Raw genomic sequence first — 20,506 nt, 5'->3', positions numbered from 1 at the left:
AATAAAGTTTTGATGCTTTATTTTAGAGCGATTAGCTCATTTCGTACTGACGAGAAATTAATTCTCTTTTAATACTCACTCGTTGTTCAGTTTTCAAAGATCAACTTCGTTTCTTTTTGTTACCGTTTTTTCGGCGGCAACTCTTATACTATATCATGTCCGGCGCTATTTTGCAAGCATTATTTTTTCTGAAGTTTTAAGCTGTCTGATCAATAACGCCTCCGAATAACGACCGGATTTATAATATATCATCTTTTCTCCCCCTGCGCAACCCATTTAGCTTAATTTGCTCAAACCAATTTTACCCATACCCTACAACACCCCTTATACAAGCAAAACAAAAGCAAGCTCAACCTAAAGCCAAGCTTGCTTCATTATATCTTTTAGCGCATATGAGGGAACAGTAATACGTCACGGATTGAAGCTGCATCGGTAAGCAGCATAACCAAACGGTCTACACCAATGCCAAGTCCACCTGTTGGCGGCATTCCGTATTCTAGTGCGTGAATGAAGTCCTCATCCATTTCCTGAGCCTCATCGTTACCTTGCTCGCGTTCCAACAGCTGAGCCTCGAAACGTTGACGTTGATCGATCGGGTCGTTGAGCTCCGAGAAGGCATTTGCATGCTCGCGAGCTACAATGAATAATTCAAACCGGTCCGTGAAGCGCGGATCCTCTTCATTCTTCTTGGCAAGCGGCGAGATTTCCACCGGATGGCCGTAAACAAACGTAGGCTGGATCAGGGTCTCCTCTACAAACTGCTCGAAGAACGCGTTCAAAATGTGCCCAAACGTCATGTGTGGCTCTACAGGAACTTTATGTTCCTTAGCCAGGCGATGTGCTTCTTCGTTGCTCATTTGTACGCCGAAGTCGACACCAGTTACTTCTTTAACCGCATCGACCATCGAGACACGACGCCAATGTGGAGTCAAGTCGATTTCCTGTCCTTGATACTGAATGACCTGCGTTCCGAGTACGTCTTGTGCAATATGAGCAATCAGGTTTTCCGTCAAGTTCATGATATCCTTGTAATCCGCATAGGCCTCATACAATTCAATCAAAGTGAATTCCGGGTTGTGACGTGTTGAAACACCTTCGTTCCGGTACACACGACCGATCTCGTATACCTTTTCCAGCCCACCTACAATAAGCCGTTTCAAGTGAAGTTCAATAGCAATACGCAAATACAGCTGCATATCTAGAGCATTGTGATGCGTAATAAACGGACGGGCAGCAGCACCGCCAGCAATATTGTGCAGCGTAGGAGTTTCCACTTCCAAATAACCGAGGCCATCCAGGTACCGCCGCATAGATTGAATGATTCGGGAACGATTAATAAACGTCTGCTGAACTTCCGGATTGACGATCAGGTCAACGTAGCGTTGACGATAGCGAAGCTCCACGTCTTTCAGACCATGGTACTTGTCCGGCAGCGGATAAAGCGATTTGGACAAAATCTCGAGATCTTTGACTTTAATGGTCGTTTCACCCGTTTTTGTTTTGAAAACCTCGCCCGTGACGCCCACGATATCGCCAAGGTCCAGCATAGTAAACGCGTCATATTTGACTTCAGGCACGGTATCCTTCCGAACATAAATCTGGATTTTGCCGGAGAGGTCCTGAAGATGAGCAAAACTTGCCTTGCCCATACCGCGTTTGGCCATAATGCGCCCTGCGATCGACACTTCTACATGCTTCTCTTCCAATTCTTCTTTCGTCAGCCCGTCATAGTCCCGAACAATATCTCCCGCCATATGGGTACGCACATACTTGTGACCAAAAGGGTCAATCCCGAGTCCACGCAGCTCGTCCAATTTGTCTCGGCGAATCTGCAGCAGCTCGCTTATTTCAACGGCTTCCTGGTTGTTTTGTTCCTCGCTCATTATGTGTTCCACTCCTTACAAGCTTATATTTGATGGCCCCCTTCTTCGCGAAAGCCGTTTAACCTAAACCGAGAAAAAACAGTGAAAGAAGAAGCTCCCGCGGGGGAAGCTTCTTCAGTCGCTAATTCCGGCTTACTTTTTGATATCTACAATTTTATATTGAATTACGCCCGCTGGAACGTTCACATCAACGGTGGCGCCTTTTTTCTTCCCTAAAATAGCTTTGCCCACAGGGCTCTCATTTGATATTTTATTCTGCATCGGATCGGATTCCGCAGTCCCTACAATCGCATATTCCATCGTGTCACCGAACTCCAGATCCTCTACCGTTACGATCGAGCCGATGCTTACGGTATCAGTATCAATCTCGTCGTTATTGATGATCCGAGCATTCCGCAGCATTTTCTCAAGAGTAATAATGCGCCCTTCAATAAAAGCCTGTTCATTCTTGGCATCCTCATACTCTGAGTTTTCGCTGATATCCCCGTACCCGATTGCAACCTTGATCCGCTCAGCAACCTCACGACGTTTAACGGATTTAAGGTTCTCTAATTCTTCCTCCAGTCTTTTTAGACCGTCCTGTGTAAGAATAACTTCTTTATCACTCATCTCAACCGATTCTCCTGTCATGGAAATAATTTTCGCACGGTACGTGCTAATCACCCGAAACCGCTTCTGGGAAATGAACTTCCTAGTCAGGAAACGTCCATTTGCCTTTCCATTGCCACAAAGGCGCTTTGAATCCCCCACTCTGGCAACATCATGTAAAATCACGTTTCATTGAGAAGATCATATGCAATCTTATGGTATGGTCAGACCAACCCATATTTTTTGGAAGTTAACTCCTGAGGCGAATTTATACTGTGAAATTATAGGTGAACCATTCCCAAATGTCAATGACACCCGATTTTACAAATGTAAACGTTTCATGAAGAACACAGGTTCTATTAAAGAAGAACCGCTCAGAAAGCGGTCCATTAGGCAGAAACCACATCTTGAGATGATTCCGCCGCTAATTCAGCAACAAAATTATCGAGGATTCTCACCATTTCATCGCGTTTCGTTTCTTCCATAATGAGATCCTTTACGCGAGCGGCTCCTTTAAGACCTTTCAAATACCAGGCCAAATGCTTGCGCATTTCGCGAACGGCCACATGCTCTCCCTTAATTGCCGCAAGGCGGTCCATGTGCAAGATAGCAATCCGGATTTTTTCGCTCGCCTCAGGTTCAGGCAACAAAATCCCCGTCTTCAGATATTCAACAGTCCGGTACAGCATCCACGGGTTGCCTAAAGCTCCCCGACCGATCATGACACCATCGCAGCCGGTTTGTTCCAGCATCCGCTTCGCATCCTCCGGCGTAGCTACATCTCCATTGCCAATCACGGGTATCGATACCGCTTCTTTGACCTGTCTGATGTAATCCCAGTCCGCTTTTCCTGCGTAAAGCTGCTCCCGCGTACGCCCGTGAACACTAACGGCTTTGCCACCCGCCGCCTCGACGGCTTTCGCATTGTCAATCACGTAAATGTGTTCGGCATCCCAGCCAATCCGCATTTTTACGGTAACCGGCTTGCTGACAGCATCCACTACAGCTGATACCATCTCAAAAATTTTATTCGGTTCAAGCAGCCAACGTGCACCTGCATCGCATTTTGTCACTTTTGGCACAGGGCAGCCCATATTAATATCGATAATATCGGCATTTGTCTCCTGATCGACAACCTTCGCCGCTTCGACAAGCGATTCCCGGTCCCCGCCAAAAATTTGCAAGCTGAGCGGCTTCTCCCGCTCATCGACAAACAACATCTCCTGAGTCCGTTTGTTGCCGTGAAGGATCGCCTTGTCGCTAACCATCTCGGCGCAGACAAGCCCGGTCCCGAATTCTTTGGCAATCAGCCGAAAGGCCGGATTGCAGACGCCCGCCATCGGCGCGAGCACAACCTGATTTTTCATTTCAATATCGCCGATTTTCAGCATGATGGTTTCCTCCTTTTATTTTATACGCAAAACTTTATTTCTCGGGCTTTAGCTCCGCGAGTGTAATTTCGAGATTATTTGCAATTTTATTTAAAATTTGATCATCCGCACGTCGATTTCCCCTCTCCAACGCTCCGAGGACTGCAAGGGAAACGCCTGATTTCTCCGCAAGCTGCTGCTGCGTATAACCCTTCAGTTTTCGGAAAGCGCGGATTCGCTGTGCCAGGTGCATGTTTTCCAAAACCGGACGCCTTCCTTTCCATCGATAACATGTAAGGCACCCTGAATGCGCTCATACAACCCCGAGGGCTCCTCCTTCGGAACGATGTCGGCCAGAGGGATAAGCACAAATGCTCGTTCCATCATCCGCGGATGAGGCAGCGTTAGTATTGGTGTATGGAGTTCCTTGCCACAGGCCCATAACAAATCCAGGTCTACCGTCCGAGGTCCATAGCGTATAATTCGCTCCCGCCCTAGCCCGTTTTCGATATCCAGCATCACCGACAGAAGGGATTCCGGGTCAAGGGTGGTTTGCAGCGCAAGTGCCATATTTACAAAACAAGGCTGGTCGAGATAACCGACCGGATCGGTCTCATACAGGTTTGAGCAACGCAACACTTTGATGGCTGGATGCGCATCAAGCCGGGTGATCGCCTCGATTAAGGTGGCTTCCCGGTCCCCAAGATTAGCCCCTAAAGCAATATAAGCCTCTGAAGCTTCAGAGGTGGAAGATGTGTTCATCAATGGCCATCACGCTTTCTGGTACGGCGGATTTCCACCGTCACGCCTTCAAAATGAATATCGAACGGAGGGTGCGGCTTCGTCACCTTCACCGTTAGGGCATCTACCCTAGTATAAGTGCCTAAAACGGAGGATGCAATATACTCAGCAAGCGCCTCGATTAATTTGAAGCTTTTTCGCTCGACAATTTGTTTGATAAGTTCATGGATTTCGGCATAATTTACCGTTTTATTCAGATCGTCAGTTGTTCCGGCTTCCTGCAAATCGAGCTCCAGCTCCAGATCGACGTAGAAACGCTGACCCAGCTTCCGCTCCTCATCAAAAACGCCGTGATATCCGTAATATTCCATGCGCCTCAGTACCATTTTGTCCATCATGTCATCTCCTTTTCCAGACAAAGTCTATACATACATAATCGCATCGCACATTTGAGCCGTCTGCTTGATCTCCTTCACATCATGCACCCGGACAATTTGGCAGCCCTGCGCAATCCCTAGCGCTACTGTGGCGGCTGTACCCATGACCACCTCATCTACAGGCAGATCCAAAGCGGTACGGATAAATCTTTTGCGTGACGTGCCAAGCAGAAGCGGATAACCCAGCTCGGCCAGTCGATCCAGCTCCTGCATGACACGGAGATTCTCATGATAATCTTTGGCGAAGCCGATGCCCGGATCGAGGATGATCATTTCTTCTGAAACCCCGGCTTTTTTGGCCAATTGGACACTTTCCATTAAATCGACGCTAACATCTTTCACCAAATCCGTATAATTACGGTCGTGCCGGTTGTGCATTAAAATAACAGGGCAGCCGAATTCGGCGGCTACCTGGGCCATTTTCGCATCCGCTTTAAATCCCCAAACGTCGTTGATGATGTGCGCGCCGGCCCGTAGTGACGCTTCAGCTACCTTCGCCTTGTATGTATCCACCGAAATGGGGACATGCGGCAATTCCCGATGCAATGCCTCTACGACCGGAATGACGCGTTCCAGCTCCTCCTGCTCTCCTACCGGTTCGTGCCCCGGACGAGTAGATTCACCGCCAACATCTATGATATCGGCCCCGTCCTTTATCATCTCCTCAGCATGGCGTAGTGCACGGTCCACACTGTTGAACTGACCTCCATCCGAAAAAGAGTCCGGGGTAACGTTTAGAATCCCCATAACCAGCGTCCGTTCCCCTAAAGTTAATGTCATATCTTTGAACGGATAGCTTCGTTTATATATCGTTGGTTTCATTTCATTTCATCCCTTTTGCCCTATACTTATCCAGCAGCTTTTGCGTAACCGGACCAATCCGTCCATCTGAAACGATGTAATGTCCTCTCCCCGGCTCCACAAGCATCGTCACTGGAACAATTTCCTGTATCGAATTAGTCAGAAATACTTCATCCGCCAGGACCAGCTCGTCCCAGATGTACAATCCTTCCTCCCGCTCCAAACCTGCTTCGCCCGCAAGTTCAAGAGCGACAGCGCGGGTAATTCCCGGCAGAATGCCTGTTCCGATCTCGGGTGTATATAGTTTGCCATTTGCCACAAAAAATAAATTGCTGACAATGCCCTCCGCCAGCCAACCCTCCGTGGTGAGTTGCAGCCCTTCGCGAGGAGCGCCGCCCAGGAGCGAGGCGTTTCCGACCTCCCGTTCAAGCATCGCCAGCTCACGTTTTGCGAGTATATTGTTCATATAATGCAGCGACTTGAAACGCACCTCGCCCTCCGGTGTATTCCGGCAGGTATTCAATCTCCACAGCTGTTTGCCCTTAGTATAAAGGTCAGCTGGAGGTTCAGGAAGTGGCTTTACGTAAATGATAACCGTCGGCTTCATATAATCGGAGTCCGTGAGCCCTAAAGGCCCCTCGCCGGCGGAGACAGTATAACGAATATATCCCTCATCCAGTCCATTTAAACGAAGCAATTCGGTTATTTCAGAGGAGATCCGGGTTAGGTCTGCGTCAAAGCGAATCCCAAGTAGAGCGCAGCTGTTTTGCAGGCGATCGATGTGGCGTTCCAATAAAAAAGTCTTCCCACCGTATGTCCGAAACGTCTCAAATAACCCCATACCGTACATGAAGCCGTGATCCATTACGGAAATCACGGCTTCGGCAGAAGGGGTCGGAACTCCGTTGACCCCAATGTAATTCATGCTTTCGCTTCCGCCTTTCGGCTCAGGAAATTGCGGAGCATTTGATGTCCGTGCTCGGTAATAATCGATTCCGGATGGAATTGAACACCTTCTACGGCATATTCTTTATGACGCAGCCCCATAATTTCGCCTTCCTCCGTCTCCGCGGTAATCTCCAGGCAATCCGGAAGACTTTCCCGCTCGACAATAAGGGAATGATAGCGTGTTGCAGTAAAGGGCGAAGGCAAACCGGCGAACACCGATAGTCCCTGATGGTGAATCGGTGATGTCTTGCCGTGCATGAGCCGTTCGGCCCGAATCACTTTGCCACCGAAGGCTTGGCCAATCGCCTGATGACCCAAGCATACGCCGAAGATCGGAATAACGCCTTTGAAGCGGTCGATCAAATCCAGAGTAATCCCTGCCTCATTCGGCGTGCAAGGCCCCGGCGAAATTAAAATATAGTCTGGGCGCAAAGCCTCAATGCCAGCAAGATCGATTTCATCGTTGCGGCGGACAGTTACTTCCTCACCAAGCTCACCTAAATACTGCACCAGGTTATACGTAAAAGAATCATAGTTATCGATAACCAAAATCATGTCTCGTCTCATCTCCTCTGTCCTATCTTTGCTCCTGCGGATTCACGCTTCTTCGAACCGCCAAGGCAATTGCTTTGGCTTTGTTGTGGCATTCCTTATACTCGCGGTAGGGAATCGAATCGATGACGATCCCGGCACCGGCTTGGATATAACCGGTTCCATCCTTCACAACCAGCGTTCGTATAATAATATTTAATTCCATATTACCATTGTAGTCAATCCACCCAATAGAGCCCGTATACGGGCCGCGGGTCACCGGTTCCAATTCTTCAATAATCTCCATCGTTCGCACTTTCGGTGCCCCGGTAATCGTACCGCCTGGAAACACGGCGGCGATGACATCGAACAATGATTTGTCCGGATGAAGGTCAGCTCTGACCTCGGATACCAAATGCATGACATGCGAATAGCGCTCGATCGTAAACAGCTCACTGGCTTGAACGGTACCGTACCTCGCCACACGCCCCAAATCATTGCGCAGCAGATCGACAAGCATAATATGCTCAGCCTGTTCCTTCTCGCTGCTCCGCAGCTCTTCTTCCATCGCGGCATCCTCATCCGGTGTATGACCCCGCCGTCGCGTTCCGGCGATCGGGCGGGTGCTGATTTGTCCCTTCTCCACCTTGACCAGAAGTTCGGGCGATGCCGAGACCAGCTGGAAGTCCGGAAATCGGAGCATACCCATATATGGAGAAGGGTTGAGGGCGCGAAGCTGTTCATAGACCCGTTCTGGCGACGTCTGCATCGGCATCCCCTGGCGCAGCGACAGGTTTACCTGAAACACATCGCCAGCAGTAATGTATCGTTGGACCCGTCTGACAGCTTCCTCAAAATTCTCCTGAGAAATGGACGAGCTGGAGCCACCGAAATCAGGCTCTATTATTGAAGCAGTAGGCAGTTTTTTAGGAATCCAGGGCTCCGTCGAATTCACCGGCCTCCCTTCCCCGTAACGAACAGTCTGTTCCCAGCGTCGGCTCATTTGATGGGCAAGCCGCTCAGCCTCCATATATTTGGTACGCAGGCTGTCGGCAGAGGCTTTTTCCAGGTGACCTTGAGTGGCATCACATTTTTGCCAAGCCTTCTCCTCCCATTGCGCCTCATTCCCTTGTATATTAACCGGACAATGTACGATGAAATAAACGTCCCCTTCCTGATGATCCACGACGTACAGCTCTTCCATGCGCATCCACACGTAGTCGTCTAGTCCAAGGTCATCCTTGGCCAGCCTCGGAAGCCGCTCCAACGAGCGGACAACGTCATAAGCAAGAAAACCAACGGCCCCGCCGCTGAATTTAGGTAGACCCGGTAAACTGGGTGAACGAAAGGGAGCCAGCCACTCCTGCAGCAGTTTTAACGGCTTTCCATGTACCTTGGATAAAGTACCCGTTCGAAGATCATGAATATCCGCAGCGTTCCCCTTGCCGCGAATGACAGATACAGGGTTCAAGCCGAGAAACGTATACCGCCCGCTTTTTCCGCTCTCTAGAACAAAAGAGTACGGGCCTGCTTTTTCCCACGTCTCCTTCCAGTTGTCGGGCAAATGAGCCGCCGTTTTGCTCTTAAGGACATAGGGGAGCATCGTCCAGGAACCTTCTTCAGCCCATCCCCTCCAGTACCCCCATGTCGTGATCGTTTCCATCAGCCGCTAGAACCTCCAAATTTAAAATAACTTTGTTGCTAGCTAGTATACTAAAAGCTTGTCCCTTTGAACATCTTTCAAACAAAAAGACCCCGCGGTGTCCTTGGAGGAACCGTAGGGCCTTTCATCATCCTGTCGGAATCATTAGTCTGACTTCATTTGTAAGAAATTAAGCCTCAAAATTGTAAAGTGGAGTGCTAAGATAACGTTCCCCGTTACTAGGAATAATGGCAACGACGCGTTTGCCTTTGCCAAGCTGCTTAGCTACTTTGAGTGCAGCAAACACGGCAGCGCCGGATGAAATACCCGACAGGATGCCTTCCTGCTTAGCGACTGTACGCGCTTGTTCAAACGCTTCATCATTCTCCACATGGATAATTTCATCGTAAATTTCCCGGTTCAATATTTCCGGAATAAAGTTAGCGCCGAGGCCTTGAATCTTGTGCGGACCTGGTTTACCACCTGACAAAATCGGTGAAGCCGCCGGCTCTACTGCGTAGATTTTCAACTCAGGGAAACGTTTCTTCAGTACTTCACCAGCGCCGCTGATCGTACCGCCCGTACCGATCCCCGCTATGAAGGCATCCAGCTTGCCATCCAGCGACTCAATCGCTTCAACGATTTCCGGACCTGTAGTTTCACGGTGAATCTTTACGTTTGCGGCACTTCTGAACTGGTCGGCCAAGAAATAATCCGGATTTGCAGCAAGCAGCTCTTCCGCTTTCTTCACCGCGCCGTTCATGCCTTCCGCCCCTGGGGTAAGCACAAGTTCGGCACCATAAGCACGCAGCAGGTTGCGACGTTCAAGGCTCATCGTTTCAGGCATAACAATAACCGCTTTATATCCCTTCGCCGCAGCTACCATAGCAAGTCCGATGCCGGTATTGCCGCTCGTTGCTTCAATAATCGTACCGCCTGGCTTAAGCTTGCCCGCTTTCTCCGCTTCCTCGACAATGCTAAAAGCAATGCGGTCCTTCACGCTGGAGCCCGGGTTTTGGTATTCCAATTTCACATAGATTTCCGCGCTGTCCTCCGGGACAATCCGGTTCAAACGAACCAGCGGGGTTCCGCCGATTAGTTCAGTTACGTTGTTTACGACTTTTGCCATATCAAATATCCTCCCTTTGGATAAAAATTAACTCTAAGTAGTGCTTGCCGTCCAAAATGAAAGTCCGAGGTTATAGGATGTGCTGTCGATCATGCTTTCATTTATATCCGAGTAATTAAGTTGGTTTTCTAACTATTATCTTAGCAACCTCAATCCCCATTGTCAAGAAAGTCACAAAAAATACTTTGCTTACTAGGAATTTAGCCCAGTTCGCAAAGTATTTCAATGTAGGGCTAACCGCCCATCACTTATTTTCGATTCTTAAGATGAGGTTGGCAATGTCCTCTTTATTGAATACGTAAGGCTCGTTGCAAAAATCGCAAACGACCTCTACCTCTTCGTCCTCATCGCGAAGGTTCTCAAGCTCATGCTTACCCAAACTGATTAAGGTCCGCTCTACTCTATCCCGATTGCAATGGCAGGAGAATACAATGTCCATCTCCTCCAGCACCTTAACATCCGGCACGATCCAACTCAGCATCTCCTCAGGTTCCAGCCCTTGATCAAGAAGCGCTGTTACCGGCGGAAGTTGCCCGACCGCCTGCTCGATTTTGGTGATCTCCGCATCGCTTAGTCCAGGCAGCAGTTGAATGATAAAACCGCCGGCTACAATGACGGAGCTATCAACATCTACCAGCACCCCAAGGCCTACGGCCGAAGGCGTTTGCTCCGAAATGGCAAAATAATATGTAAAATCTTCGCCAAGCTCGCCGGAAATGAGAGGAACGCTTCCACGATACGGCTCTTTTAGGCCCAAATCCTTCGTCACGTGGATGAAGCCGGTTGTCCCAACCGCGCCCCTGACGTCCAGCTTCCCTTGACTGTTGCTTGGCAGCTGTACATGTGGATTTTTGACGTAGCCGCGAACTTCTCCCTTAGCATTAGCATCAACTACGATTTGTTCGATCGGTCCGTCGCCTTTGACCTGAACCGTTAGTTTCTCGTCGCCCTTAAGCATAGCCCCCATCATCGCAGCGGCGGTTAACGTCCGCCCAAAAGCAGCCGTGGCAGTGGGATACGTATCGTGCCTGCGACGCAGTTCCTCTACAAGGTTGGTTGTCCGTACTGCGAAAGCGCGAACCTTACCGTCCAGCGCAATTCCGCGAACTAAACGATCTTGCTTGGTGTTCTGATCCATAGCGATAGACCTCCTTTTCCATGAAGTATACCCATTGTAATCTTATTGGTTGCGTTCATAAATAATCCGTAAACCCTCCAGCGTCAGCCTTGGGTTCACTTCTTCAATCGTGCGCGTCTCGCTGGCAATGAGCTCGGCCAACCCGCCGGTTGCAATGACCTTCGGCTGTGCTTTCATCTCATGGCGAATCCGCTCCACGATGCCATCAACCTGACCGGCGTACCCAAAAATGATGCCCGCCTGCATCGCATGCACCGTATTGCGGCCGATGACCTTCTTCGGCTTCTCAAGCTCAATGCGCGGCAGCTTGGAGGCACGCTGATACAACGCTTCGGTGGAAATGCCTATCCCTGGCACGATCGCTCCGCCGAGATAGTTCCCCTGCTCGTCGATGCAATCAAACGTGGTGGCTGTGCCAAAATCGACAACGACAAGCGGACGGCCCCCGTACTGATCGATTGCCGCAACGGCATTCACGATCCGGTCCGCCCCAACCTCACGCGGATTTTCGTAACGGAGATTAAGTCCGGTTTTGATCCCCGGACCTACGATTAGCGGTTTCCGCTGCAAATATTTCACGCACAGCTCCTCCAGAACATGCATAAGTGGCGGAACTACCGAGGAAATCACAACTCCCTCGATTTCACTCTCGTGAATGTGCGACATTTGAAACAGGTTGTGAATGAGCACCCCGTATTCATCGACCGTTGCCTGACGGTTGGTGCCAATTCGGAAATGATGGAGCAGCTCCCGCCCCTTGTAAATCCCGAGTACGATATTCGTATTCCCCACATCGACTACAAGGAACATGCCCGTTAGCCCTCCTTTTTTTCATTCAGATCGAGACTGATATCCAGGCTTTCAAAAGAGTACGTCAACCGTCCTACGGAAATGACGTCTACGCCGCACTCCGCGATCCCGCGGATCGTGTTTAGCGAAACGTTGCCTGAAGCCTCGACCGTTACATGCGGCGCTTTTGCCTTGATCCGCTTCACCGCTTCTTTCATCAAATCAGGTGCCATATTATCCAGCATGATGATGTCGACTCCAGCCTTCAGCGCTTCCCCCACTTGCTCCAGGCTTTCCGTTTCCACCTCGATCGTCATCGTATGCGGAATGTTGGCCCGGGCACGGCTAACCGCTTGCGCAATACCGCCGGCCCCTTTAATATGATTATCCTTGATCATCACGGCGTCGTACAGCCCGAAGCGGTGATTGGCACCGCCTCCCGTGCGCACGGCATATTTTTCGAGCATACGGTGACCAGGTGTTGTTTTGCGGGTATCAACGAGCCGGGTAGGCAGTCCCCCCAAAGCATCCACGAACGATCTTGTCCGTGTTGCAATCCCCGATAAGCGTTGCAATAAATTCAAGGCAAGCCGTTCACCAGTCAAAATGCTGTGTGTGCTTCCTTCTACTTCCGCAAGAATCGCCCCTTTGGTGACGGATTGGCCGTCCTTGACGAGCGGCGTAAATGTAAGTGCCGGATCCACTACCTCAAATACGAGCTGCGCAACCGGCATTCCGGCAATAATGCCGTCCTGCTTGGCATGAATAATCCCTTTTGACTCATGGCCGTGCGGAATCGTGACTCCGGTCGTGATGTCGCCCGAGCCCACATCTTCCTTAAGCCAGCCACGAATGGACTCTACCAAAGCTTCGTTATATCCATTAAACATCATCACTAACTTCCTCCAACATTCCTTTTTCACGTTGCCACAAAATGTGCTTACGCCAATTCTCGTCGTTCCGTTTCGGGAAGTCCTCGCGGTAATGACCGCCCCGGCTTTCTTCTCGCGTTAACGCCGATTTGGTCAGCAGCAGGATACAGTTCAGCATATTGGCATATTCAAAATGCTCCCATGTCGTAAGCTCTTGTCCGAAAATAGGCAGCTGCCGCTCCAGCTCCTCAAGCCCCTTTTTCAGCCCTTCGGCGTTCCGGCGAAGTCCCACGCGGCGTACCATCACCTTTTGCAGTTCCAGGCGCCGTTCTATAATTTCAGAAGGCGTACCTGTACGGGCAGCTTGATAGGATATGCCGGTACCGGTTTTTTCGAGAGGCTTAAGCTCCCTGATCCGCTTCACGATGCGACGGCCGAACACCACGGCTTCCGACAAAGAGTTGCTAGCCAGCCGGTTCGCACCGTGCACGCCTGTTGATGAAACTTCACCACAGGCAAACAACCGCTCTACGCTCGTCTCTCCGTGATGACCGACGCGAACGCCTCCCATCATATAATGCGCTGCCGGCGCTACCGGAATCCAATCGGTCGTCATATCGAGCCCATATCCAATGCAAGTCTGGTATATCGTCGGAAAACGGTGCTTCACCGTCTCCGGTTCCTCATGCGTAATATCCAAGTACACATGATTTGCCCCAGTTAGTTCCATCTCGCTGACAATTGCCCGCGCCACGATATCCCGCGGAGCTAGCTCGAGCAGCTCATGGTATTTATTCATGAACCGCTCGCCTTTGATATTGCGCAGAACGGCTCCTTCCCCGCGGACGGCCTCGGAAATGAGGAAGCGCGGAGCTCCTGGGTAGCAGAGGGACGTTGGATGGAATTGGACGAATTCCGTGTCCCGGACTACGGCCCCTGCCCGATAAGCAATGGCTACGCCATCCCCGGTTGCCACCTCGGGATTTGTTGTATAACGGTACAGTTGTCCTGCACCGCCTGAGCAGAGAATCGTGGCATTCCCCCGTAGGAATACCCTTTGCCCATCCGGCCGCTGCAAAAGCGCGCCCAAGCATTCGTTATCCTCGGTAATAAGATCTATCACATAATGGTTATCCCAAACCTCAATATTAGGGTGGGTCGCCACCTGCTCGGAAAGAGCACGTACGATCTCGTACCCCGTTGCGTCGCCGTTCGCATGCAAAATGCGGCGGTGACTGTGCGCCCCTTCTTTGGTTAATGCGAGCTTGCCGTTATCAAGATCGAATGTTGTGCCGAGCTTAATGAGTTCTTTAACCCCGTCCGGTCCTTCGTTGACCAGAATGTCGACCGCAGCCGAGGAGCAAAGCCCTGCTCCCGCCATCAATGTGTCCTGGCGATGGTAGACCGGGGAATCGTCCTTTGAAATCACGGCGGCAATACCGCCCTGCGCATATCTTGTATTGCTTTCCAGCAGCGCTTTTTTGGTTACCATAATCACACGGGCGTGTTCACTTGCCTTTATCGCCGTAAAAAGGCCGGCAATCCCCGATCCAATAACAATGACATCCGTATCGACGACCGGCAGCTTGCTTAAATCAAAATCAACCAAATATTGTGGAATCACAATCCGTCACCTATCTTTAGACAAGAGAGTAGCGCATGCTACTTAACCTGCAGCATGCGCTCTAGGGAGAGTCTGGCTTTATCGGCAACGGCAGGTGGTACGTAAATCTGCGGCTGCATCGTTTCCAGACATTTAACTAATTTCTTCAGGTTGTTGACTTTCATGTTCGGACAAACGAGAAACTTGGTAGCAAAATGGAACGCTTTTTCCGGACTGTCCTTGCGGAGCTGGTATCCAGTTCCGTCCTCCGTACCGACGATGAACTCCTGGCAGGAGGATTGTTTACAGTAATCCAAAATCGCCGTAGTGCTTCCAACAAAATCACCCATTTCCACCACTTCCGGACGGCATTCCGGGTGTACAACAAACTCGGCGTTCGGATATTTCGCCTTCATTTCAACGACATCTTTGACTGTCAGCATATCGTGGGTGTTGCAGTAGCCTTCCCAAATAATGAGCTTCTTGTCGGTATGCTGTTGGACGTAATGGCCCAAGTTTTTATCTGGCACCCAAATAATTTCATCGGCATCTACGGAATTAATAACTTTGACCGCATTTGAGGATGTACAGCAAATATCCGTCTCCGCTTTAATTTCAGCCGAAGAGTTGATGTAGGTAACGACCTTGGCGTTCGGATGCTGAGCCTTCAGCTTACGAAGTCCGTCCACATTCACCATATCCGCCATCGGGCATCCGGCCCGTTCATCGGGGATCAGCACCGTTTTGCTTGGAGCCAAAATCTTAGCGCTTTCCCCCATAAAATGCACCCCGCAGAACACAATCGTTTCCGCATCGGTTGAAGCCGCCTTCTGGGCAAGCAAAAAAGAATCGCCCCTAAAATCGGCAACCTCCTGAATTTCATCACGTTGATAATAATGTGCCAAAATGATTGCGTTGCGTTCCTTTTTTAGCTGGACCAGCTTTTCCCGCAGCTCACGGTTCATTTCCGCTTTTCGCTCCAGTGCTTGAGCCTCCACCAGTAATTCCTCCCCCTTATGCGCTGCTTATTTTTCTTTATTAGCCGCGGTTCCTCGAATCATCGGCCCTGCTCGGGCTGCCCTTTATGCAAATCCTGCGTGAAACGGCAAGAACGTTTTAAATTTCACACGGTGTTTACCAACTAATTTACACAAGCTAGGAGACACTGTCAATCAGCCAAAACGGTAGAACACGCCATTTGCACCTGTTTTTCGCCGGATACGGAACAATCATGGCTTTTCTGCATGAAATGATCTTTTTCGCTCCGTTATTTTTTCGTTTCAACAATGCCGAACTTCTTATTGTGCGGTGCGATCATCGGTAACATTAGTTTGTTCATCACAGCCTTCTCCTATTTGCAGTAAGGGATGTGGAAGAAGCTGACTTTGTTGCATACGCAATTCGATAAACCACAGTACGCGCTCGTGGTCGGGATTTAAGTGGAAAAAGTGCATCTAATTTAGAAAATACTTGGTGTTTTTTAGTATTAGTTGCATTTTATACATTTAAAAGCACTGGTTTTCTCGTTAATCCGACTAGTAAGCTCATTTAAATGTACTTTCTGCAACTAACCTCTCCCATTCCGGAAAAAGGGGCAAAATAGCTGTACAAAGTGCAGTTAGTTTAAAAAGAGGGGCGCCGAAAGGCTCACCGAAAGGTGGGCGTGACTTGTCATAATCTGCACAAAACGAAAAAAATCCGGGAAACCTATTCGTTTCCCGGATGCTTTGTGCCTTGATTGGGTTTTAAACCGTTGGCGTATTACCGCCGTTACTTGGTCCTTTATCAGGATCCTCAGGGTCTGATTGACCAGGGGCAGTGTTGACAGTGCCTTCCGGCGCATCGACCACAGGATCATTCGTTTTGTCGCTAGCTGTTCCTTCCGGAACATCGTTCGGGATATCACCGACAGCTCCAGTAGGAGCCGGATCTTCAGTCTTCCCTTGAATGCGAACGCGAACGTCTCCAATGTTATCAATAGTCGGCTCGCTAGGCTCTGAGGAGCCGCTGCCACCTTTGGCATCGTCATCTCCGTTAAGCTTGCCGGTTTCAATCAGCCGCTTGATTTGATCAAGCTCAAGTGTTTCAACCTCAAGCAGTGTTTCGGCGATGAGATGAACCTCTTTGGAGTGCTCGGTCAACAGCTTTCTGCATCGTTCATACGATTCGTTGATGAAACGCTGCATTTCCTGATCGATTTCGTAAGCGATCTGATCGCTGTAGTTCTGCTCATGGCCAATATCGCGGCCCAAGAATACTTGACCCTGCGAAGTACCAAACTGCATCGGTCCGAGTTTTTCACTCATCCCGTATTCGACGATCATGCTGCGCACGATACTCGTCGCTTGCTGGAAGTCGCTATACGCCCCGGTACCGATCTCGCCGATGAACAGTTCTTCGGAAACCCGGCCCCCTAGCAACCCGGTAACTTTATCAAGCAGCTCGTTCTTCGTTACGAGCATGCGGTCTTCCTTCGGCAGCATGATAACGTAACCGCCAGCACGTCCGCGAGGGATAATCGTTACTTTGTGCACCATATCTGCGTGTTCCAGGAAATAACCTACGATCGTATGACCCGCTTCGTGGAAAGCAACAATCCGTTTCTCGCGTTCACTGATTACGCGGCTGCGTTTCTCAGTACCAACAATGACGCGGTCAATCGCCTCATCCACTTCACGCATCGAAATATCTTTACGGTTCCGCCGCGCCGCAAGGAGTGCAGCCTCGTTCAGCAAGTTCTCCAGATCGGCACCGGTAAACCCGGTCGTGCGTTTTGCGATAACATCCAAACGTACATCTTTCGTTAACGGCTTATTGCGCGCATGTACTCTAAGTACCGCTTCGCGGCCTTTAACATCCGGACGGTCTACCGTAATCTGACGGTCGAAACGTCCCGGACGCAGCAACGCCGGGTCAAGAATATCGGCGCGGTTCGTTGCCGCAACAATGATAATACCTTCGTTTCCGCCGAAACCGTCCATTTCAACGAGCAACTGGTTCAGCGTCTGTTCGCGTTCGTCATGACCGCCGCCCAGACCGGCGCCGCGCTGACGACCAACAGCGTCAATTTCATCGATAAAGATGATACATGGTGCATTCTTCTTCGCATTTTCGAACAAATCACGAACCCGGGATGCACCGACCCCGACGAACATTTCCACGAAATCGGAACCGGAAATGCTGAAGAAAGGAACTCCGGCTTCCCCTGCTACCGCACGGGCGAGCAATGTTTTACCGGTACCCGGAGGGCCTACGAGCAAGACACCTTTCGGAATCCGTGCACCAACCGCGGAGAACTTCCGTGGATCCTTCAAAAATTCAACGACTTCGACAAGCTCTTGCTTCTCTTCGTCGGCACCTGCCACGTCCTCAAAGGTAACCTTCTTCTTCTCTTCATTATAGAGACGAGCCCGGCTTTTCCCAAAGTTCATCACTTTGCCGCCGCCGCCCTGAGCTTGATTAAACAGGAAGAAGAATAGAATGAACATGATCGCGAGTGGTACGATCGATGTCAGGAAGGTAAGCCAAATACTCTCTCCCGGCATTTTCTTCCAAGTAACATCAAAGCCGTTCTTCTCGCTCAAATCCGTAATTTCCTTCAACGCGTTAGGATCATAAGGAATATAGAGAGAGAAGCTCTTCGTCTTGCTGTCCCCGACGATTTCTCTATACTTACCGGTTACCAGATAGGCGTAACCGTCAAATTTACCGGTAACTTCAGCAACGTTGTTATTCTTCAATTGCTGACGCAATTCAGTATAACTAGGGGTGACGGTTGCTTCTTGTCCGCCGTTGAGGAATTGGACAATGCCCACCACGACTAAGAAAAGTATTAAATAAAAACCAGAATTCCGGATGAACCGATTCATCCCCTACCTCCTCTCGAAAACCTTAAGTTATTTTACCATAGCCGCTCACAGCATTTCAAAAAAACAGTCTGCGGGCAGTTACTCGGCCCTTGGCCGACGAAATTAGCTGGTGTAGATTTCAGGCTTTAATACTCCGATGTATGGGAGGTTGCGGTATTTCTCGGCATAGTCCAGCCCATATCCGACGACGAAAGCGTCCGGCAGGATAAATCCCGATAAATCGGCTTCCAATTTAACCGTGCGCCGTGCTGGTTTGTCAAACAGCGTGACGATTTTAATGGATTTTACTTTCCGCCGTTCCAGTACATCAACCAAGTAGCTGAGCGTTAGCCCGCTATCAATAATATCCTCCACGATCAGGATATCGCGTCCCTCGACGGAGGTATCCAAATCCTTGATAATCTTCACTTCACCGGATGAGCGAGTGGAAGCTCCATAGCTGGATACCGCCATAAAATCAAGCTCCATCGGTACAGTAATCTCTTTAACCAAATCTGCCATAAAAATAAAAGCGCCTTTAAGGATGCAGATTACTAACGGATTACGACCTTCGTACTCCTTGCTAAGCTGTTTTCCTAGCTCTGCAACCTTCTCCTGAATTTGTTCCCGAGTGATCAGAATTTCCTGAATATCGTTTTGCAAAATAAATAGACCTCCTACGTTATACTATGAATGCCAGTCTTTCGATAAACCTTTAATGAAGCAATGGCTCGTTTGTTAAACCATAACCATGTGCACAACTGAAGTCGTTTGCGGATTCACTGCCGCAATGGCCGACCGGCGAACACCGGGGATCCATAATATCCGGCCATGAGCATCCGTCACCATCGGGATACAGGAGCGCTCGGATGGAGGTATTTTCGCATCAATGAAAATATCTTTTACCTTTTTGCTGCCGTTTAGTCCCATCACTTTCATCACGTCCCCGGGAAGCCGGGAACGTACTGTAAGCGGATAGATCAGCTCATCCGCATTAAAATATGCCTCTTGATTGCCCTCTGCCTTTACTTTTACGAGCTCTTTACCGGACTCCAAACGAGTCAACCGCAAGCTTCGGCCGGTGCCCGCAATAGACACTTCCGCCGGAAAACGTTCCACTAAATATGTATAGTAAGGAATCTGACTTTCCGCCATGGCCGGGACGAACCGGATCGTATCGTACTCGCGCAAACAGCGTCCTCCGCTGCCAAGATCCAGGCTCCATGTCGTCGGCTGGTCTTGAACCGCACCCTGACGTATCGCTTCTACCTTGACAAAATCGTTTTCTTCCGTACGTAGAGGCAGATAATTTAATATTAGTTTAATCAACCTCCGTTGTAAAGCAACATGTAAAGAGGCGAAAGAGGCCGTTTTAAACGCCGGACTCCCCTTATCCAGGTAGACAACCCTAGCATACGCTTTAGACGCCTCCTGCTGCAAATAATCGTCCTCAGCAGCAATCAGTTCGGCCAATCGATTGAGTGATTCCGGAAGCTGTCTATTATATTGCCCCAAAAAGGGCAATACATCCAGCCGCACCGAATTCCGTGCATATGCGGTCGACTCGTTGCTGCTATCGACCACATAGGCGATGCCGGATTCCTGACATGCCTGCACTAATTCCGCCTTGTATATACGAAGCAGAGGGCGGATAAGTTCCACATTTTTTTCACTACGCTTCATCTTAATGCCGGCAAGCCCGGAAGGACCACTCCCACGCAGCAATCGCATAATGACCGTCTCGGCCTGATCGTCGGCATGATGGGCTAGCGCAATCGAGACAGCCCCGTGCTTACTCGCAACCTGGTGCAGAAATTCGTACCTTTTCTCCCGCGCCGCGAGCTCCATGCCTTTCCCGGTTTCCTTCATATAAGCTGGCACATCAACGTCACCGAGCTCAAAGGGAATGCCTAGCTGCTGCGCCAAATCACGGACAAACTCCGCATCCCTTTCCGATTCGCCGCCGCGCAAACGATGGTTGACATGCGCACATATCAGCTTTAGTCCAAGCTCCCCGTCCGCAGCAATTTCCTTCATTATATGCAAAAGGGCTGTGGAATCGGGCCCTCCGGATACGGCGACGACAATACTGTCCCCAGGGGACCAAAGACGTTGCTCTGCGCCGGTACGACGGACGAGCTCCACCAAACGATGCATGATGAGTTCTCTCATTGGCCTTTTCTTCT

Annotated in this window: 19 protein-coding genes; all 19 read right to left on the bottom strand. The window is 49.9% G+C overall.

Going from position 1 to position 20,506, the window contains the following annotated elements:
- Window positions 1-383 precede the first annotated feature (383 nt).
- The 19 genes from lysS to tilS all read right to left on the bottom strand — a co-directional run bounded on the left by lysS (window position 384) and on the right by tilS (window position 20,492).
- Window positions 384-1,883: a lysine--tRNA ligase gene (gene lysS, locus ACFQ3W_RS23930; RefSeq protein WP_379321746.1), complete on the bottom strand. Its 1,500-nt coding sequence runs from the start codon at window positions 1,881-1,883 to the stop codon at window positions 384-386.
- A gap of 132 nt (window positions 1,884-2,015) precedes the next feature.
- Window positions 2,016-2,492, bottom strand: a complete 477-nt coding sequence (gene greA / locus ACFQ3W_RS23925; RefSeq protein WP_379321745.1) for a transcription elongation factor GreA — start codon at window positions 2,490-2,492, stop codon at window positions 2,016-2,018.
- 368 nt (window positions 2,493-2,860) lie between these two features.
- Window positions 2,861-3,862 carry a tRNA dihydrouridine synthase DusB gene (dusB, locus tag ACFQ3W_RS23920; RefSeq protein WP_379321744.1) on the bottom strand — a complete coding sequence of 334 codons (1,002 nt, stop codon included), beginning with the start codon at window positions 3,860-3,862 and terminating at the stop codon, window positions 2,861-2,863.
- 34 nt (window positions 3,863-3,896) lie between these two features.
- Window positions 3,897-4,103, bottom strand: coding sequence for a helix-turn-helix domain-containing protein (locus ACFQ3W_RS23915; RefSeq protein ID WP_379321743.1), 207 nt, complete (start codon window positions 4,101-4,103; stop codon window positions 3,897-3,899).
- Window positions 4,055-4,603, bottom strand: coding sequence for a 2-amino-4-hydroxy-6-hydroxymethyldihydropteridine diphosphokinase (folK, locus tag ACFQ3W_RS23910; protein WP_379321742.1), 549 nt, complete (start codon window positions 4,601-4,603; stop codon window positions 4,055-4,057). The genes ACFQ3W_RS23915 and folK overlap by 49 nt, the downstream gene beginning before the upstream one ends.
- Window positions 4,603-4,977: a dihydroneopterin aldolase gene (gene folB, locus ACFQ3W_RS23905; protein WP_379321751.1), complete on the bottom strand. Its 375-nt coding sequence runs from the start codon at window positions 4,975-4,977 to the stop codon at window positions 4,603-4,605. The genes folK and folB overlap by 1 nt, the downstream gene beginning before the upstream one ends.
- A gap of 27 nt (window positions 4,978-5,004) precedes the next feature.
- Complete coding sequence (folP, locus tag ACFQ3W_RS23900) at window positions 5,005-5,841, bottom strand: dihydropteroate synthase (protein WP_379321741.1); 837 nt, start codon at window positions 5,839-5,841, stop codon at window positions 5,005-5,007.
- Window position 5,842: 1 nt separating this feature from the next.
- Window positions 5,843-6,745 carry an aminotransferase class IV gene (locus ACFQ3W_RS23895; RefSeq protein WP_379321740.1) on the bottom strand — a complete coding sequence of 301 codons (903 nt, stop codon included), beginning with the start codon at window positions 6,743-6,745 and terminating at the stop codon, window positions 5,843-5,845.
- Window positions 6,742-7,323, bottom strand: coding sequence for an aminodeoxychorismate/anthranilate synthase component II (gene pabA / locus ACFQ3W_RS23890; protein ID WP_379321739.1), 582 nt, complete (start codon window positions 7,321-7,323; stop codon window positions 6,742-6,744). The genes ACFQ3W_RS23895 and pabA overlap by 4 nt, the downstream gene beginning before the upstream one ends.
- A gap of 22 nt (window positions 7,324-7,345) precedes the next feature.
- Entirely contained in the window at window positions 7,346-8,962 is a 1,617-nt protein-coding gene (locus ACFQ3W_RS23885) for an anthranilate synthase component I family protein (RefSeq protein WP_379321738.1), read from the bottom strand.
- Between the two features lie 169 nt (window positions 8,963-9,131).
- Entirely contained in the window at window positions 9,132-10,070 is a 939-nt protein-coding gene (cysK, locus tag ACFQ3W_RS23880; protein WP_379321737.1) for a cysteine synthase A, read from the bottom strand.
- Between the two features lie 244 nt (window positions 10,071-10,314).
- The gene (gene hslO, locus ACFQ3W_RS23875; RefSeq protein ID WP_379321736.1) at window positions 10,315-11,208 is read right to left on the bottom strand and encodes an Hsp33 family molecular chaperone HslO; all 894 of its coding nucleotides are present in this window, start codon (window positions 11,206-11,208) and stop codon (window positions 10,315-10,317) included.
- A gap of 42 nt (window positions 11,209-11,250) precedes the next feature.
- Window positions 11,251-12,018, bottom strand: a complete 768-nt coding sequence (locus tag ACFQ3W_RS23870; protein WP_379321735.1) for a type III pantothenate kinase — start codon at window positions 12,016-12,018, stop codon at window positions 11,251-11,253.
- A gap of 5 nt (window positions 12,019-12,023) precedes the next feature.
- Window positions 12,024-12,890: a carboxylating nicotinate-nucleotide diphosphorylase gene (gene nadC, locus ACFQ3W_RS23865; RefSeq protein WP_379321734.1), complete on the bottom strand. Its 867-nt coding sequence runs from the start codon at window positions 12,888-12,890 to the stop codon at window positions 12,024-12,026.
- Complete coding sequence (nadB, locus tag ACFQ3W_RS23860) at window positions 12,880-14,493, bottom strand: L-aspartate oxidase (RefSeq protein WP_379321733.1); 1,614 nt, start codon at window positions 14,491-14,493, stop codon at window positions 12,880-12,882. Before nadB ends, nadC begins: the two co-directional genes overlap by 11 nt.
- A gap of 38 nt (window positions 14,494-14,531) precedes the next feature.
- On the bottom strand, window positions 14,532-15,470 hold the full coding sequence (gene nadA / locus ACFQ3W_RS23855; protein WP_379321732.1) for a quinolinate synthase NadA: 939 nt from the start codon (window positions 15,468-15,470) through the stop codon (window positions 14,532-14,534).
- A 747-nt stretch (window positions 15,471-16,217) separates the two neighbouring features.
- On the bottom strand, window positions 16,218-18,341 hold the full coding sequence (ftsH, locus tag ACFQ3W_RS23850) for an ATP-dependent zinc metalloprotease FtsH (RefSeq protein ID WP_379321731.1): 2,124 nt from the start codon (window positions 18,339-18,341) through the stop codon (window positions 16,218-16,220).
- A gap of 102 nt (window positions 18,342-18,443) precedes the next feature.
- Window positions 18,444-18,983: a hypoxanthine phosphoribosyltransferase gene (hpt, locus tag ACFQ3W_RS23845; RefSeq protein ID WP_379321730.1), complete on the bottom strand. Its 540-nt coding sequence runs from the start codon at window positions 18,981-18,983 to the stop codon at window positions 18,444-18,446.
- 75 nt (window positions 18,984-19,058) lie between these two features.
- Window positions 19,059-20,492: a tRNA lysidine(34) synthetase TilS gene (gene tilS / locus ACFQ3W_RS23840; RefSeq protein WP_379321729.1), complete on the bottom strand. Its 1,434-nt coding sequence runs from the start codon at window positions 20,490-20,492 to the stop codon at window positions 19,059-19,061.
- Window positions 20,493-20,506: the final 14 nt, after the last annotated feature.

The sequence above is a fragment of the Paenibacillus puldeungensis genome, assembly GCF_042678945.1.
In the GTDB taxonomy this organism is placed as follows: Bacteria; Bacillota; Bacilli; order Paenibacillales; family Paenibacillaceae; genus Fontibacillus; species Fontibacillus puldeungensis.
This window is presented reverse-complemented; position numbering and strand designations above follow the sequence as displayed.

Bases quoted from the DNA above. Each gene is read 5' to 3' on its own strand.
- cysK (WP_379321737.1), bottom strand. From the start codon at position 10,070: ATGGCAAAAGTCGTAAACAACGTAACTGAACTAATCGGCGGAACCCCG.
- ACFQ3W_RS23870 (WP_379321735.1), bottom strand. From the start codon at position 12,018: ATGTTCCTTGTAGTCGATGTGGGGAATACGAATATCGTACTCGGGATT.
- hslO (WP_379321736.1), bottom strand. From the start codon at position 11,208: ATGGATCAGAACACCAAGCAAGATCGTTTAGTTCGCGGAATTGCGCTG.
- folK (WP_379321742.1), bottom strand. From the start codon at position 4,603: ATGAACACATCTTCCACCTCTGAAGCTTCAGAGGCTTATATTGCTTTA.
- pabA (WP_379321739.1), bottom strand. From the start codon at position 7,323: ATGATTTTGGTTATCGATAACTATGATTCTTTTACGTATAACCTGGTG.
- lysS (WP_379321746.1), bottom strand. From the start codon at position 1,883: ATGAGCGAGGAACAAAACAACCAGGAAGCCGTTGAAATAAGCGAGCTG.
- ACFQ3W_RS23885 (WP_379321738.1), bottom strand. From the start codon at position 8,962: ATGGAAACGATCACGACATGGGGGTACTGGAGGGGATGGGCTGAAGAA.
- greA (WP_379321745.1), bottom strand. From the start codon at position 2,492: ATGAGTGATAAAGAAGTTATTCTTACACAGGACGGTCTAAAAAGACTG.
- tilS (WP_379321729.1), bottom strand. From the start codon at position 20,492: ATGAGAGAACTCATCATGCATCGTTTGGTGGAGCTCGTCCGTCGTACC.
- dusB (WP_379321744.1), bottom strand. From the start codon at position 3,862: ATGCTGAAAATCGGCGATATTGAAATGAAAAATCAGGTTGTGCTCGCG.
- folB (WP_379321751.1), bottom strand. From the start codon at position 4,977: ATGGACAAAATGGTACTGAGGCGCATGGAATATTACGGATATCACGGC.
- ftsH (WP_379321731.1), bottom strand. From the start codon at position 18,341: ATGAATCGGTTCATCCGGAATTCTGGTTTTTATTTAATACTTTTCTTA.
- nadC (WP_379321734.1), bottom strand. From the start codon at position 12,890: ATGATGTTTAATGGATATAACGAAGCTTTGGTAGAGTCCATTCGTGGC.
- ACFQ3W_RS23895 (WP_379321740.1), bottom strand. From the start codon at position 6,745: ATGAATTACATTGGGGTCAACGGAGTTCCGACCCCTTCTGCCGAAGCC.
- folP (WP_379321741.1), bottom strand. From the start codon at position 5,841: ATGAAACCAACGATATATAAACGAAGCTATCCGTTCAAAGATATGACA.